This window comes from Brucella anthropi (assembly GCF_046630315.1).
Taxonomy (GTDB): Bacteria; Pseudomonadota; Alphaproteobacteria; order Rhizobiales; family Rhizobiaceae; genus Brucella; species Brucella anthropi_A.
The window spans coordinates 119,340-134,326 of sequence record NZ_LQBD01000008.1; the positions used below are offsets into that span (position 1 = coordinate 119,340).

Sequence of the window (14,987 nt, forward strand, 5' to 3'; positions counted from 1 at the left end):
GGCGGCACGGTGAAGGGGAGTTGGTCAATGCGCTGGCAAGGCCGTAGGCAAAGCGACAATGTGGAAGACCTGCGCGGAGAGCAGGGCGGTGGGGTTGGCGGCGGCTTCGGTCGCGGCGGCGGCTTTGGCGGGCCGGGCTTGCGCATCGTGCGCGGCGGCGGTATTTCCGGCATTCTCATTCTGGTGGTCATGTTCTTCGTGCTGCGCGCCGTCGGCATCGATCCGCTGCCGATCCTGTTCGGCGATGGCAGCATGGGGCCGACCGTGACGGAGCAGGTCGGGCAATCCGGGCGGACGGTCGCCGAGGGCGGCACCGTTGCCAATGACGAGACGACACAATTTGCCCGCACGGTTCTGGCCGAGACGGAAGACGTGTGGAGCGGCATTTTCCAGTCGCGCGGCCAGGCCTACACGCCGCCGACGATGGTGCTGTTTTCCGGTCAGGTCCGTTCGGCCTGCGGCTTTGCTTCCGCTGCCTCCGGCCCGTTCTACTGTCCCGGCGACCGCAAGCTCTATATCGATCTGAGCTTCTACAAGGAACTGGCCAACCGCTTCGGTGCATCCGGCGATTTCGCGCAGGCCTATGTTCTGGCGCATGAGGTGGGCCACCATGTCCAGAATCTTCTGGGCATTCTCCCGAAGTTCAACCAGATGCGCCAGCAGATGAACGAGGCGCAGGCCAACCAGATGTCGGTTCGCGTGGAGCTTCAGGCCGATTGCCTGGCGGGTGTGTGGGGGTATTACACCGAGCAGAAGGGCATTCTGGAAGCGGGCGATCTTGAAGAAGCGTTGAACGCCGCGCATCAGATCGGCGACGACACGCTGCAGCGCCGCAGTCAGGGTTATGTCGTGCCGGAAAGCTTCAACCACGGCACCTCCGCTCAGCGCGCCAAGTGGTTCCAGCGCGGTTTCGACAGCGGCAAGCTGGAATCGTGCGATACGTTCAGCGGCGATGTTTAAAGCCGCCGGGAGATTGTAGAAAAAGGCGGTGTCGGCCGCCTTTTTCATTTCTGGCAGACATGCCGCTGACGTTGTGCACTAAAGCGTGTCGCATTTTATCGTAGTCATATGACACGCTTTAAGTTTTTGTTTTCATGCATGTCTTTATCCCAAAACCGGTTCCCACTTTTGGGAGACATGCTATAGAGCGGTTCCGGTTTAAATGGAAACGTCGGAACCGCTCTATCTATTGGTTTTGTCGCATTATCCTACGCATCGAAGCGGGATCGGAAATCAGTCCAGTGGACTGATTTCCCCGCGTAGGCGCTTCGCACTTTTGGCTCGAAAATGCTCTATTCGTCTTGTGGGGAAATAATTTTCCAGATAAATGCTTTTGCACCGGCGCGGCCTTTTTTCCCATTTGCAAGCGTAACGCTCAGTTTTGAGCGGCGATGGCGCATGCGTTTTCCAATCAACACAATTTATCACTGTTCCACCTTATCCGTCGTGGAGCATATTTCAGGTGTCCCATGCATGATCCCCAGTTTGTACGGCGGGGCTTGTTACTCGTCTTTATGACCCTGTTCCTCGACATTATCGGCATTGCGATCATCATGCCGGTTCTGCCGACCTTTCTTGAAGAGCTGACGGGCGCGGATATCAGCACCGCCGCCGTGGATGGCGGCTGGCTTTTGCTGGTCTATGCCGGGATGCAGTTTCTGTTTGCGCCGATGATCGGCAATCTGAGCGACCGTTTCGGGCGCCGCCCGGTGCTGCTCGCCTCGATCTTCACCTTTGCGCTCGACAATCTGATCTGCGCGCTCGCAGTCTCCTACTGGATGCTTTTCGTCGGGCGCGTGCTGGCGGGGATCAGCGGGGCGAGTTTCGCGACGGCTTCCGCCTATATTGCCGATGTCAGCGATGACAGCAACCGTGCGCGCAATTTCGGCCTGATCGGCATTGCCTTCGGTGTCGGCTTCGCGCTTGGCCCCGTGCTGGGCGGCGTTCTGGGGGAGTTCGGCCCGCGCGTTCCGTTCTACGGGGCGGCGTTCCTGTCCTTCATCAACTTCATCCTGGCCTATTTCCTGTTGCCCGAAACGCTGACACGCGAAAACCGGCGCTCTTTCCAGATCGCCCGCGCCAATCCGCTCGGTGCGCTCAAGCAGATGCGCAATTATCCCGGCATCGGCTGGGTGGTGCTGGTCTTCTTCCTGTTCTGGCTCGCCCATGCCGTCTATCCGTCCGTGTGGGCCTTTGTCGGCGCTTATCGCTATAATTGGAGCGAGGCGCAGATCGGTCTGTCGCTCGGGCTTTTCGGCATTGGCGCGGCCTTCGTGATGGCGCTGGTGCTGCCGCGGGTTCTGCCGGTGCTCGGCGAACGGCGCACGGCGATCACAGGCGTGCTGTTCTCCTGTCTCGGCATGATCGGCTATGCCATCGCATGGGAAGGCTGGATGGTTTATGCCGTCATCTTCCTGACGGCGCTGGAAGGCTTGGCCGATCCGCCGCTGCGCAGTATTGCGGCCGGCAAGGTTCCGCCTTCAGCGCAGGGCGAATTGCAAGGGGCGCTGACAAGCGTGTCGAGCATCACGACCATCATCGGCCCGCTCATCTTCACGCAGCTTTTCGCCGTGTTCACCGGCATGCATGCGCCGTTCGTCTTTGCGGGCATGCCCTATGCCGTCGGCGCGGGGCTGGTCTTTCTGGCGCTGGTCATCGTGGTGGCGCGGGTACGCCCGACCCCAGCGGTGAAGCCGTCAGAGGTTTGATGGATGGGAAAAACGGAAAGGCCGGAGTTTTCGCTAGTTCTTGCTAGTTTTCGCTCCGGCCTTTTCCTTTGATCACTCGCGGCGGGTTTACGCTGCCTGTTCGCGTTCCGGAAGCGGCGTTTCGCCCTTCCTTTCGCGGATCAGATTGATGAAGCGGCGGAACAGATAGTGCGAATCCTGCGGGCCGGGAGAGGCTTCCGGGTGATGCTGCACCGAGAAGACCGGCTTGCCGACGACGCGCAGGCCGCAATTGGTGCCGTCGAAGAGCGACACATGCGTTTCCTCGACATTTTCCGGCAGCGAATCGGAATCAACCGCGAAGCCGTGGTTCATCGAGACGATCTCGACCTTGCCGGTCGTGTAGTCCTTCACCGGGTGGTTGGCGCCGTGATGGCCCTGATGCATCTTCTCGGTGCGTCCGCCGAGCGCGAGCGCCAGCATCTGGTGGCCGAGGCAGATACCGAACACCGGAAGGCCGGTCTCGACAAGCTTCTGGATGGTCGGCACGGCATATTCGCCGGTCGCAGCCGGGTCGCCGGGGCCGTTGGACAGGAAAACGCCATCGGGATTATGGGCCAGAACGTCTTCAGCCGTCGCCGTTGCAGGCAGCACGGTGACTTTCGCGCCGAGGCCGGTGAGCAGGCGCAGAATGTTGCGCTTCACGCCGAAATCAAGCGCGACGACGTGATATTCCGGGGCATCCTGTTCGCCATAACCATCCGCGAGCGTCCATGGCGTTTCCTTCCATGTGAGGCTCTGGCCGATCGTGACGTCCTTGGCGAGATCGAGGTTTTCAAGGCCGCTCCAGGCGGCGGCGCGTGCCTTCAGCGCATCGAGGTCGAAGTTGCCGCCCGGATCATGCGCGATGACCGCGTTCTGCGCGCCGCGCTCGCGGATGAGCGCGGTCAGCGCGCGGGTATCGATACCGGCCAGCGCAATGATGCCGCGCTGCTTCAGCCAGGCGTCAAGATCTTCGGTTGCGCGGAAATTCGATGGCGAGGTGATATCGGCCTTGAAGATCGCGCCAACCGCGCCGTGGCGATTGGCTGGCGTCAGGTCTTCAATGTCTTCGGCATTGGTGCCGACATTGCCGATATGCGGGAAGGTGAAGGTGACGATCTGTCCGGCATAGGACGGATCGGTCAGGATTTCTTCGTAACCGGTCAGCGCCGTGTTGAACACGACTTCGGCTTCGATTGCGCCGATTGCGCCGAGGCCCTTGCCTTCGATCACCGTTCCATCGGCCAGTACGAGGATGGCGGTTCGCTTCTCGACAGTCCAGGGTGCTGTTTTCGGTGTGGTTTCTGTCATGGTCTGCACTCCTGTTTGTTAGCCGCGCGCCAGCGTGTGCTGTCGTGTTTCAGCTTGCCACCGGTAAGGTAGCTTGAAAGATGAAGCGTCAAGGATCATATATGCGCCAAAAAGCAGCGGGGATTTCAAACCTCCCGCTGTCAGCACGTGCCGATGTCCTGCTAAGCCTTGAGCAATAGAGAAACTTGCAGGCCGGGTCAATCGTCCGAATTCATGCTTGCCTGAAATAATGGCGGTCATCGCCTTAATATTTCACGGGATGGCGGTTCGGACAGCTCGGCCAATCCATTTGCTTGCTGTATAGATGCGGGAAACGAAAACCAGAAAACAAACACCGTCAGGAGAGACGTCATGCTTCGCCAGGAGATTTCGCAGGCCCTCACAACCGCGCTGAAAGCGCAGGACAAGCGCCGCATGTCGACGCTGCGCCTCATCCTGGCCGCGGTCAAGGACCGGGATATCGCCAACCGCACCGCTGGCAAGGACCCGGTCGGAGACGAGGAATTGCTGGGCATTCTCGGCAAGATGGTCAAGCAGCGCGAAGAATCCGCCCGCATTTATGAAGAGGGCAACCGCCTTGAGCTGGCCGAAGCCGAACGCGAGGAAATCACCATCATCTCGGAGTTTCTGCCGCAGCAGATGACGGAAGACGAGATCAGGCAGGCCTGCGCGGATGCGATTGCCGAGATCGGCGCCCAGGGCCTTCGCGATATGGGCAAGTGCATGGCCGTCCTGAAGGAGCGCTATGCAGGCAAGATGGATTTCACCAAGGCCAGCGCCATCGTGAAATCGCTTTTGCAGTAAAAGTCTGAAACTCTTCCGCAAGCCTTTTCGGCCCCCGCTCCGCGGGGGCTTCGCATATCGTCAGCTTTGCTTGACCGTTCTCAGCCGCGTGTCGCTGAGGAGCCCCTGTTCTTCCAGCACCGGATAGGCCATGGACGCCAGGAGCGAATTGATCTGCTTGAGGTCGCGGATCGTGTCGAGATGGATGGTGCTTGTCTCGATGCTGCGGGTGGCGCCTTCACGAAGGCGGGTGAAATGGCGCAGGCTCGTCTGCTTTTCCAGTTCGCGCAGCTGGTCCTTTTCCTGCACAAGCTGGCGGGCCGTGCGGCCATCGCGCGAGACGATCACGTTGAACGCCATATGCGCATTGGCCAGAACCATGGCGTGGAAATGGCTGAGTTCCTTCCAGCCTTCCTCGGTGAATTCCAGCTTGTGGTCCATCTTCTTTTGAACATGTGCCAGCATGTTGCGCACGATGATGTCGCCCACCTGTTCGAGCTTCACGCAGGCGCCCAGCAATTCCTGCATGCGCAGTGATTCGAAATCGCTGAGCTCATGGGTTGCAAGCCTGGTCAGGTAAAGCTTGATCGCGGCATGGCGCTTGTCCACGCGGTCGTCCAGGGCTTCCAGTTCATTGATGCGCGCCTGATCGGGCTTTTCATAAAGCTCGATGATGCGGCGCAGCATGACCTCGATCGTGTCGCAGACGCCGACCACCTCGCGGGTTGCATTGGCAAGCGCCTGTGAGGGCCGGTCGAGTACGCTCGTATCGAGCGCGCTATATTGCTCGATCTCGATCGGCTGCTGTGCCGCCGGGCTGCCCTTGTCCGCATTGAGATTGACCAGCGCTTCCGTCGCGCGCAGCACGAGGCCGGACAGCGGAATGCCGGCAATCATCACGATGACGTTGAACAGGATATGTGCGTTGACCACCTGCGAGACCGGATCGGTGCCGAGGAAGGCGACCGAGGGTTTGAAGGTCTCGTAAAGCACCAGCATGATGAGCGATCCGGCGCCGCGCATCAAAAGATTGCCAAGCGGCACCACGCGGGTTTCCGGCTGCGCGTGGCGGGTCAGGATCGGGGCGATGATCGACGAACCCAGATTGACGCCAAGCACCATCACCACGGCAAGCTCGGGATGGATCAGCCCGCGCGAGGCAAAGGTGGTGAGCAGGATGACGGCGGCGACGCTGGAATGAAACAGCCATGTCATCAGGGCCGCGAGCAGATAGGCGGTGATCGGGTCGCCCGACAGATAGTCGACGATGACCGGCAGCAATTCGCTTTGGCGCAGCGGCTCTGTGGCCTGGCCGGTCATTTCCAGCGACATGATGAGCAGGCCGATGCCGACCAGAATGCGGCCGATCTGGCGCCAGTCGCGGCGCTCGGTCGTCATGAAGATGCCTGTGCCGATGACAAGGCAGAGCGGCACCAGAAGCGTGAGATTATAGCTCAGGATCTTGACGACAAGGGCCGAGCCAAGCTCGCCTCCGCGCACGGCCATCAGGCCCGCGACACCGCTGACAAAACCTGAACCGACAAATGAACCGACGAGAAGCGTAACCGCTGTCGAGCTTTGCAGGGCGACGGCAAGGGCAAGGCCAAAGGCGACGGAAAGCAGCGGGTTCTGCATCTGGTTGCGCAGGCGTCTGCGCAGCCGGTCGCCATAGGCACGCTCCACCCCGGTGCGGACCATGCGCGTCGCCCAAAGCAAAAGGGCAACTGCGCCGGCCAGATGCAAAAGGACCAAAGAACCATTCACGGCAAAATCCCTTCGGGTTGGAGGTGGATATTTGTGATTGGGCGAGGCTGTCGTGGCGCATGAAGCTGCGGTTCGGCATGCGGGTATTTTTCTGCTGAACAGGAGAAACGGCCAAATGGAGTTGTTCCTCCATGAGGGCGTTTCGGCGCATTCGGCGGGACTATATACCACCTCGCTTCGCGATATAATGAAAATACCGCATCCCGGCGGCACAAAACCTCGATGGAGAGCCGCCCCACCATCGGTCTTGTTCCTGAAGCTGCACCATTTTCATTCATGCCGAACCGCTGGTTCACACGTCTCCAAAGCCTGCCGCAACATATGAAAAAACATGTTCCGGCTAATTAAATATTCAAGAGATATGGGCCTGTTCGCGAGAAAATGCAATCCATTCCCGCAGCCTCATGACGAATATGTGACAGTTTTATGACAATGCGTCCGTTTGGCCGCCCATGTGATTAGCGGGGAGGGACATGCGCGCGCGATGGACTGTCAGGGCGGGGGCGCTTATATACTCTATGATATATGCACCTGCTGCTCATATGACCTGAAAGTGAAATCCGTAATGCGTTTTCCGCCCTCCTTTCTCGATGAGATCAGAGACCGCGTCCCGATCTCGACGCTGATTGGAACGCGCGTTTCGTTCGACCGCAAGAAAAGCAATCCGCCAAAGGGTGATTTCTGGGCCTGCTGTCCGTTTCATGGCGAAAAGACGCCGAGCTTTCATTGTGAGGATCGCAAGGGGCGCTATCATTGTTTCGGTTGCGGCGTGACCGGCGACCACTTCAAGTTTCTGACCGATCTTGAAGGTCTGAGTTTCCCCGAAGCGGTGGAGCGCGTGGCCGATATGGCGGGTGTTCCCATGCCTGCGCGCGACCCGGAAATGGAAAGGCGCGAGGCTCAGCGCGCAACGCTCTATGATGTCATGGAGCTGGCGGCGCAGTTTTTCGAAAACCAGCTGCAAAGTGCGGTCGGCGCCAAGGCGCGCGCCTATCTGCGCGACCGTGGCCTTTCGACCGCGACCCAGCAGGCCTTCCGCATCGGCTATGCGCCGGAATCGCGCAACGCATTGAAGGAATTTCTGGCAGGCAAAGGCGTGTCGCGTGAGCAGATCGAGGCCTGCGGCCTTGTCGTGCACGGCGAGGGGATTGCCGTTTCCTATGACCGTTTTCGCGATCGCGTCATGTTTCCGATCGAGGATTTGCGCGGGCGCATCATCGCTTTCGGCGGGCGCGCGCTTTCCGCCGATGCGCCAGCCAAATATCTGAACTCGCCGGAAACCGAACTCTTTCACAAGGGCCGGGTGCTCTATAACGGCTTGCGGGCGCGCAAGGCCTGCCAGCCGCAGGGCGGCGAACCGGCCAAATCCATCATTGCCGTCGAGGGCTATATGGATGTGATCGCGCTGGCGCAGGCGGGTATCCATCAGGTGGTGGCCCCGCTTGGCACGGCGCTGACGGAAGAACAGCTCGAACTCCTCTGGCGCATCAGCCCGGAGCCTGTCCTGTGCTTCGATGGCGACGGGGCGGGGCTTCGCGCCGCCTATCGCGCCGTCGATCTCGGATTGCCTGCCTTGCAGCCGGGCAAGTCGCTGCGCTTTGCGCTTTTGCCGGAGGGGCAGGACCCGGACGATCTGGTCAAGGCGGAAGGTTCGGCTGCATTCCATGCGGTCCTGCGCGACGCCAGGCCGCTGGTCGATATGGTGTGGACGCGGGAGACGGCGGGCGGCGTGTTCGACACGCCGGAACGCCGGGCCGAACTGGAAGCGCGGTTGCGGGAGATTACCAGCCGCATCGCCAATGAGGATATCCGCCGCCATTACAGCCAGGATATGCGGGAGCGGGCGCAAGCCTTCTTTGGTCAGGGGCGACAGGGGTATCAGGGTGGAGGGCAGCGCAATTCGTCTTTCAACCGCAGGAACGAAGGCGGGCGCGGGCGCGGCGGACCGGCTGGGGGCAATGGCCGGCTTGCGATTTCCGACAGTCTGGTGCGCTCCACGCTGGTCAAGGGCGGCAGGCCGGGCGCGGGATCGCATGCCCCCTTGCGTGAAACGGCCATCGTGCTCACGCTTCTCAACCATCCGCGCCTGATCGAGGAGGATTTCGAGACGCTTGCCGCGCTCGACCTCGGGCACGAGGCCCTCAAGTCGCTGCATCTGGCCATGCTGGATGTGCTGGCCGCCGGGCATATGGAAGACGGCCACGCCATGCGGCGCGCGCTGGTCAATGCCGGGCATGGCGAACAGATCGAAATGCTTGAGCTTGCCGTGAAGGGGGCGAAACTGTGGACCGCGACGGCGCTCGCCGCTGAAGACGATGCGCGCGAGGCCCTTCGGCAGGCGCTTCACTTGCATCAGCGGGCGCGCACACTACATAAGGAACTGCGAGCCGTTGAGGCCGCGCTTGAAACAGACGAGACGGGTGAATTGTTTGCGCGTCTCAGAGACATACAAAATCAGATTTTGAAAGCTGATGCGACTGAAGCTCTGATCGACGGTTTTGGCCTGTCTTCGGGGCGTCCGCCCGGCGGTTTCTGATTCGGTTTTCCGAATCGCTCCTGCGAAAACAGCCGGAAATGCAGGGGTTGCGATCCGGCAAAGGTGCCCTATCTGGCCAACGAGGAGGCCGCGACAACAAATGATTCGCTTTTTAGGCGCGAATCAGGTGAGTCGCACTTGACGTGTGGCTTAAATGACGGAATCACGACAGTTCGAACAAGGAAAAGAACAGACCGGTGATGTTCCGAGGCTGCCAGCAGCAAACCGAACCTGGGTCTGAAAAGTGGGCCGGAAACGTGGTGTCGTCTGGTTGACCGCCCGATCTGCCCACAGGAAATCGGAGATGAAGAAGCCCGATACCGATGGCAAGGTTAATCCGCCATTAACAGGAAATCGGCTACTCGCAGAATCAACTGACGGATTGCGACCTCGCAAAACTGTCCGAGAACTCTATATATCTTAGAAGCGACCGGGTCGCCTGGAGAAGAACATATGGCAACGAAGGTTAAGGAAAACGAAGAAGCCGAAGTCGAGCGCGAAGGTGCTGCCGACGGTCCGCTTCTCGACCTTTCTGACGATGCTGTCAAGAAGATGATCAAGCTCGCGAAGAAGCGCGGCTACGTCACCATGGACGAGCTGAATGCCGTGCTGCCTTCCGAGGAAGTGACATCCGAGCAGATCGAAGACACGATGTCGATGCTGTCCGATATGGGCATCAATGTTGTGGAAGATGACGAGCAGGACAACGATCGCGAAGAAAACAGCGACGACGACGCGGAAGAGGGCGGCGATCTGGTCGAATCCGGCGGTACGGCTGTTGCCACCACCACGACCAAGAAAGAGCCGACCGACCGTACCGACGATCCGGTGCGCATGTATCTGCGCGAGATGGGCTCGGTCGAGCTTCTGTCGCGCGAAGGCGAAATCGCGATTGCAAAGCGCATCGAGGCGGGTCGCGAGACCATGATCGCCGGGCTGTGCGAAAGCCCGCTGACCTTCCAGGCGATCATCATCTGGCGCGACCAGCTGAACGATTCCAACATTCTTCTGCGCGAGATCATCGACCTTGAAACCACCTATGCCGGTCCGGAAGCCAAGCAGGCCCCGGTGATCGAGCGCGTGGAAGAGGAAAAGCCGCGCGATGACAAGCCGCAACGCCGCTCGCGCGACGATGACGACATTACCAATGTCGGCGGCGACATGCCCGCGGAAGAGGAAGAAGAGGACGAGGACGAAGCCAACCTGTCGCTGGCGGCCATGGAAGCCGAACTGCGCCCGCAGGTCATGGAAACGCTCGACCTCATTGCCGACACCTACAAGAAGCTGCGCAAGCTGCAGGACCAGCAGGTCGAGGGCCGTCTGGCCGCGACGGGCGAATTGTCGTCGAGCCAGGAGCGTCGCTACAAGGAACTCAAGGATCAGCTCATCAAGGCGGTGAAGTCGCTGTCGCTGAACCAGAACCGTATCGAACAGCTTGTCGAGCAGCTTTACGACATCAACAAGCGTCTGGTGCAGAACGAAGGCAAGCTCCTGCGTCTGGCCGAATCCTTCGGCGTGCGCCGCGAGGAATTCCTGAAGGAATATCAGGGCCACGAACTGGACCCGAAATGGATAGAGCGCGTCAGCACGCTTTCGGCTCGCGGCTGGAAGGAATTCGCGGCCAAGGAAGAGCGCGCCATCGACCGCCTGCGTTCCGAAATCCAGATGCTGGCGACCGAAACCGCGATCTCCATCGGCGAATTCCGCCGCATCGTCAATCAGGTGCAGAAGGGCGAACGCGAAGCGACCATCGCCAAGAAGGAAATGGTGGAAGCCAACCTTCGCCTCGTCATCTCGATTGCCAAGAAGTATACGAACCGTGGCCTGCAGTTCCTCGATCTCATTCAGGAAGGCAATATCGGCCTGATGAAGGCGGTCGACAAGTTCGAATATCGCCGCGGGTACAAGTTCTCGACCTATGCGACCTGGTGGATTCGTCAGGCGATCACCCGTTCGATCGCCGATCAGGCGCGCACCATCCGTATTCCGGTGCACATGATCGAAACGATCAACAAGATCGTTCGCACGTCGCGCCAGATGCTGCATGAAATCGGCCGTGAGCCGACACCGGAAGAACTGGCCGAAAAGCTCGCAATGCCGCTCGAAAAAGTGCGCAAGGTGCTGAAAATCGCCAAGGAGCCGATCTCGCTCGAAACGCCGGTGGGCGACGAGGAAGATTCACACTTGGGCGATTTCATCGAGGACAAGAACGCGCTTCTGCCGATCGATGCCGCCATTCAGGCCAATCTGCGCGATACGACGACCCGTGTTCTGGCTTCGCTGACGCCGCGTGAGGAACGTGTTCTGCGCATGCGCTTCGGCATCGGCATGAACACCGACCACACGCTGGAAGAGGTCGGCCAGCAGTTCTCGGTCACGCGCGAGCGTATCCGCCAGATCGAGGCCAAGGCGCTGCGCAAGCTGAAGCATCCGAGCCGTTCGCGCAAGCTGCGTTCGTTCCTGGACAGCTGACCTCGATAGCCAAACGATAGGAGAAGAGGAGGCGATATGTCCTTTTTGAAGCGTCTTTTCGGTGGAGGCTCCGCCTCCGAGACACCGGCAGAGCCGAAAGAGGCTGGTCGCCTTGAGCACAAGGACTTTCTGATCATTGCCACGCCCTATAGCGAGGGCGGGCAGTATCAGGTCTGCGGCGTCATCTCCAAGACGATCGACGGCGAAGTGAAGGAATATCGCTTTATCCGCGCCGACCGTTGCCCCGGCATCGAAGATGCCGCCAGCATTGCGCTGAACAAGGGACGGCAAATCGTGGATGAGCAGGGCGAGCGCATCTTCGGCTGAATGTCCCGTTCGGGAATGAACGCCGCGCCTCCCGGAGTGCGCGGCGTTTCCATTTTGCCTGAGAGGTCAGGGCTTTCGACAATGAACGACAAACCATTCTGGCGCACCAAGACGTTGAACCAGCTTACCCGCAGCGAGTGGGAGAGCCTGTGTGACGGTTGCGGCCAATGCTGCCTGCATAAATTGCAGGATGACGACACCAACGAGATCTATTGGACCAGTGTTGCCTGCACGCTGCTCGACCCGGACAGCTGCCAGTGCCGCGACTATCCGAACCGAAAGAAGACGGTGCCGGACTGCGTTTTTCTCACGCCGGAGATCGTTGACGAGGTGGATTGGTTGCCTGTGACCTGCGCCTATCGTCTGGTTGCCGAGGGTTCGGACCTTTACTGGTGGCATCCGCTTGTTTCCGGCTCGCGCGAAACGGTACACGAGGCGGGCATCTCCGTGCGTGGCAAGGTGACGGCCTTCGATCATGACATGCAGGATGATGACGATTATCTCGATCACATGGTGATGCCCGACGAAATTGCCCGGTAAATCAGGATTTACTGAATATTGCCAAAATTTAATCATGTGCTGGAATGAGGGATAAGCCTCAGCCTTGTCCTTCTGCAACATATTGATTTTATTGAAATTATATCTTCCGGCCTCAATCGGGCTTGATCGTTCGGGCGCCATGTGAACGCCAGATGAACGGCGCTTTGTCTTTGCGTTCATCATTTGGGGCCTAACTATCGGGTGTCTCAGGCGAAAGCCCGAAAGCAAATCGAAAGAGGTTCCGAAATGTCCGCTATATCGCTCAAATCGCTTGTTGTTACCGCAGCTCTCGGCGTTGCGGCCATGTTCAGCGTATCGGCTTCGGCCAATGCTGCTTCCCCCGTCACGGCACCGGCGGTTACAACGGCTGCGCATGCGTCCGTTATGAATGTGGATTATCGCCGTCATCATAATCATCGTCCGGTCGTGCGCGGCTGTTCGGTGGAAGGTGCCAAGATGAAGGCTCATCGCATGGGCATTCGCAATGCGCGTGTCACCTATCGCGGGCGCACGGTCACTGTACGTGGGTTCCGCCATGGTCGCCCCGTGGGCGTGGTGTTCGCTGACCGGCGCGGCTGCCCGATCATTCGCTAAAAGATATGGTCAAGTTTCAAAAGCCCCGGCCTGAGCAATCAGACCGGGGCTTTTCCTTGCCGGTGAGCAAAGAAAAGGGGCGCTGATGCGCCCCTTCGCGAGAGTTGGCTGAATGGCCGTTATTCCTTGATTTCGAAAACGACATTCACGGAAACATTGTAGCTGTTCTCGCCCGCCGCAACGGGCACGGCATCTTCCGGCGCGGCTGCGGCCATGGTCTTGAACTGCGCGCGAGCGATTGGCATCGGCATGGGAGGGCGGCTCTGTTCGCTGATCTCGATGACGCGGCCAATGCCCACACCGGCAGCATCGGCGAGTGTCTTCGCCTTGGCGATGGCATCGGCAACGGCGCGCTTGCGTGCTTCATTGATCGTGGCGGCGGGATTGTCGTTGACGAAACTCAGATCGCCCCCCTGGTTGACGCCGAGCGTGACAGATTCATCGAGCACGGCGCCGACCTTGGCCAGATCGCGCACGCGCACCGTCAGGCTGTTTGAAACCGTATAGCCGGTGATGGTCGGCTCTTTCAGGCCATTCTCGTCGTCCGGATAGAGGTAGCGCGGCTGGATATTGATGCCGCCGGTCTGGAGATCGCGGTCTTCAATGCCGGCTTTCTTCATGGCTTCGAGCACTTTTGCCATGGCTTCGTTATTGGCGGTCATGGCTTCGCGCGCGGTCTTTGCCTCGCGCAATACAGAGAGATTGAGGATGGCCATATCGGGCGAGGCGGTCGTCGTGCCTTCGCCGGTGACGGCGATACGCGCAGGCTGCTTCGTCATCTGATTCTCCTGTGCCAGGGCCGGCAGCGTCAGGGCGCCTGCGAGCATGATTGCGGAAAAGGAGGTTGCAAGAAGAGTGGTAGCGCGATTGTTCATAAAATCTCCTATAGAGAAAGTTGAGCAGCTTAGGCCAGGCTGGTCTTGCCGGATCGGCTGACCGCTCTGCCTTTGAAATCATTTATAACTTAAGTTGCCTTTTAAGCATAAAGCCGATCCTATCAGATTCGAAATGCGTGCCAATTGCAACTGTTGGTTCCAATCTGAAAGACTGTGATTCCAGAACGGTTGCAATTAAAGCGGAGGAGCCGGAACTGCTGGGATTTTTTCCAGCGCATTATCCCGCGCAAACCCTTTCGCGCTTTTTGCAGGAAATGCTCTATCTGTTTGTTTTTACAAATATCTTTATCCCGAAACCGGTTCCCGCTTTTGGGACGCATGTTCCAGCTTATATGCATCGCAACTGAATATGTGCGCATTAGGGCAACTGATGTATTTGACAGCTTGTATCCTGGCTTTCTTTAGGGTAGGGCAAGGATGCGTGGGGCCTGTAGCTCAATTGGTTAGAGCCGGCGGCTCATAACCGCTTGGTTGGGGGTTCGAGTCCCTCCGGGCCCACCATTCTCTTTAAAAGCAAAGACTTAGACCTTGGATTTCGCAGGTGGAACATCCAAGGGAGACACGGATTGTTCAATCCGTCCTATCTAACTAAGTCCAGAAACGGCGTGTTCTACTTCCGTTGGCCGATTCCCAAAGAGCTGCACCCTGCCAGAAAGCCCTCAACGCTGAAGTTGTCGCTGTCCACGCGCGAGCCTCGCAAGGCATTGCGTTTATCACGCTATCTGAGCCAGATAGGCGAACGGCTGAATGAGAATGGAATTGCGTATAAGATGCGGTACGAGGAACTAAGAACGGTACTGATCGAACATTTCCGGCAGTTGCTTGCTGAGGCGAAAGCCAAGATGAACGATACTGGTCCGCTTAGTGAACTGGATAAACAGATTTGCAAGAGCAGCAAGAGTGTCGCCAAGCATGCGCGGGAAACAGATGTGAATAGCCCCGAGTTTCGTGGACGCCCTCGGGTTACATTTCCTGCTGCCGTTCGAACTCGACGGGTGACAGCATCCCGTTCCTGACGTGCTTGCGCTTGGGGTTGTAGAACATCTCGATGTAGTC

General features: G+C 59.0%; 14 protein-coding genes, 1 tRNA gene and 1 pseudogene. 11 read left to right on the forward strand and 5 right to left on the reverse strand.

Annotation, left to right across the window (positions count from 1 at the left end):
• Positions 1 to 27: 27 nt before the first annotated feature.
• A complete protein-coding gene (locus AVM02_RS06275) occupies positions 28 to 960 on the forward strand; it encodes a neutral zinc metallopeptidase (RefSeq protein WP_411506116.1) in 933 nt (310 codons plus the stop codon).
• 509 nt (positions 961 to 1,469) lie between these two features.
• Positions 1,470 to 2,708 (forward strand): TCR/Tet family MFS transporter, encoded by a 1,239-nt coding sequence (locus tag AVM02_RS06280; RefSeq protein WP_411506117.1) that lies wholly within the window; start codon positions 1,470 to 1,472, stop codon positions 2,706 to 2,708.
• An 87-nt stretch (positions 2,709 to 2,795) separates the two neighbouring features.
• Here the strand turns inward: AVM02_RS06280 and carA are convergent, their stop codons facing one another.
• Together carA and AVM02_RS06290 are read right to left on the reverse strand one after the other, a co-directional pair.
• On the reverse strand, positions 2,796 to 4,019 hold the full coding sequence (carA, locus tag AVM02_RS06285) for a glutamine-hydrolyzing carbamoyl-phosphate synthase small subunit (protein ID WP_411506118.1): 1,224 nt from the start codon (positions 4,017 to 4,019) through the stop codon (positions 2,796 to 2,798).
• Positions 4,020 to 4,037: 18 nt separating this feature from the next.
• Complete coding sequence (locus AVM02_RS06290; protein WP_411506119.1) at positions 4,038 to 4,259, reverse strand: hypothetical protein; 222 nt, start codon at positions 4,257 to 4,259, stop codon at positions 4,038 to 4,040.
• A gap of 111 nt (positions 4,260 to 4,370) precedes the next feature.
• Here AVM02_RS06290 and AVM02_RS06295 point away from each other — a divergent pair, with 111 nt between their 5' ends.
• A complete protein-coding gene (locus AVM02_RS06295) occupies positions 4,371 to 4,823 on the forward strand; it encodes a GatB/YqeY domain-containing protein (protein ID WP_411506120.1) in 453 nt (150 codons plus the stop codon).
• A 60-nt stretch (positions 4,824 to 4,883) separates the two neighbouring features.
• Here AVM02_RS06295 and AVM02_RS06300 read toward each other — a convergent pair whose 3' ends face one another.
• A complete protein-coding gene (locus AVM02_RS06300) occupies positions 4,884 to 6,566 on the reverse strand; it encodes a Na/Pi cotransporter family protein (protein WP_411506121.1) in 1,683 nt (560 codons plus the stop codon).
• A 565-nt stretch (positions 6,567 to 7,131) separates the two neighbouring features.
• Between AVM02_RS06300 and dnaG the strand changes: the two genes are divergently transcribed.
• The 5 genes from dnaG to AVM02_RS06325 all read left to right on the forward strand — a co-directional run bounded on the left by dnaG (position 7,132) and on the right by AVM02_RS06325 (position 13,035).
• Positions 7,132 to 9,102 carry a DNA primase gene (gene dnaG, locus AVM02_RS06305; RefSeq protein WP_411506122.1) on the forward strand — a complete coding sequence of 657 codons (1,971 nt, stop codon included), beginning with the start codon at positions 7,132 to 7,134 and terminating at the stop codon, positions 9,100 to 9,102.
• 453 nt (positions 9,103 to 9,555) lie between these two features.
• Positions 9,556 to 11,574, forward strand: a complete 2,019-nt coding sequence (rpoD, locus tag AVM02_RS06310; RefSeq protein WP_411506123.1) for an RNA polymerase sigma factor RpoD — start codon at positions 9,556 to 9,558, stop codon at positions 11,572 to 11,574.
• Between the two features lie 36 nt (positions 11,575 to 11,610).
• Entirely contained in the window at positions 11,611 to 11,901 is a 291-nt protein-coding gene (locus tag AVM02_RS06315) for an HlyU family transcriptional regulator (RefSeq protein ID WP_411506124.1), read from the forward strand.
• Positions 11,902 to 11,982: 81 nt separating this feature from the next.
• Positions 11,983 to 12,441: a YcgN family cysteine cluster protein gene (locus tag AVM02_RS06320; RefSeq protein ID WP_411506125.1), complete on the forward strand. Its 459-nt coding sequence runs from the start codon at positions 11,983 to 11,985 to the stop codon at positions 12,439 to 12,441.
• Between the two features lie 246 nt (positions 12,442 to 12,687).
• Complete coding sequence (locus AVM02_RS06325; RefSeq protein ID WP_411506126.1) at positions 12,688 to 13,035, forward strand: antifreeze protein; 348 nt, start codon at positions 12,688 to 12,690, stop codon at positions 13,033 to 13,035.
• A gap of 119 nt (positions 13,036 to 13,154) precedes the next feature.
• Here the strand turns inward: AVM02_RS06325 and AVM02_RS06330 are convergent, their stop codons facing one another.
• Complete coding sequence (locus AVM02_RS06330) at positions 13,155 to 13,910, reverse strand: SIMPL domain-containing protein (protein WP_411506127.1); 756 nt, start codon at positions 13,908 to 13,910, stop codon at positions 13,155 to 13,157.
• 20 nt (positions 13,911 to 13,930) lie between these two features.
• Between AVM02_RS06330 and AVM02_RS06335 the strand changes: the two genes are divergently transcribed.
• From AVM02_RS06335 to AVM02_RS06345, 3 genes and pseudogenes are all read left to right on the forward strand, one after another.
• The gene (locus tag AVM02_RS06335; protein WP_411506128.1) at positions 13,931 to 14,278 is read left to right on the forward strand and encodes a hypothetical protein; all 348 of its coding nucleotides are present in this window, start codon (positions 13,931 to 13,933) and stop codon (positions 14,276 to 14,278) included.
• Between the two features lie 77 nt (positions 14,279 to 14,355).
• Positions 14,356 to 14,432, forward strand: a tRNA-Ile gene (locus AVM02_RS06340).
• A gap of 104 nt (positions 14,433 to 14,536) precedes the next feature.
• Positions 14,537 to 14,650, forward strand: a pseudogene (locus AVM02_RS06345) (DUF6538 domain-containing protein); the annotation flags it as partial.
• A gap of 244 nt (positions 14,651 to 14,894) precedes the next feature.
• Here AVM02_RS06345 and AVM02_RS06350 read toward each other — a convergent pair.
• Positions 14,895 to 14,987, reverse strand: a 93-nt coding sequence (locus tag AVM02_RS06350) for an IS3 family transposase (RefSeq protein ID WP_297564976.1), incomplete at its 5' end; no start/stop codon positions are given.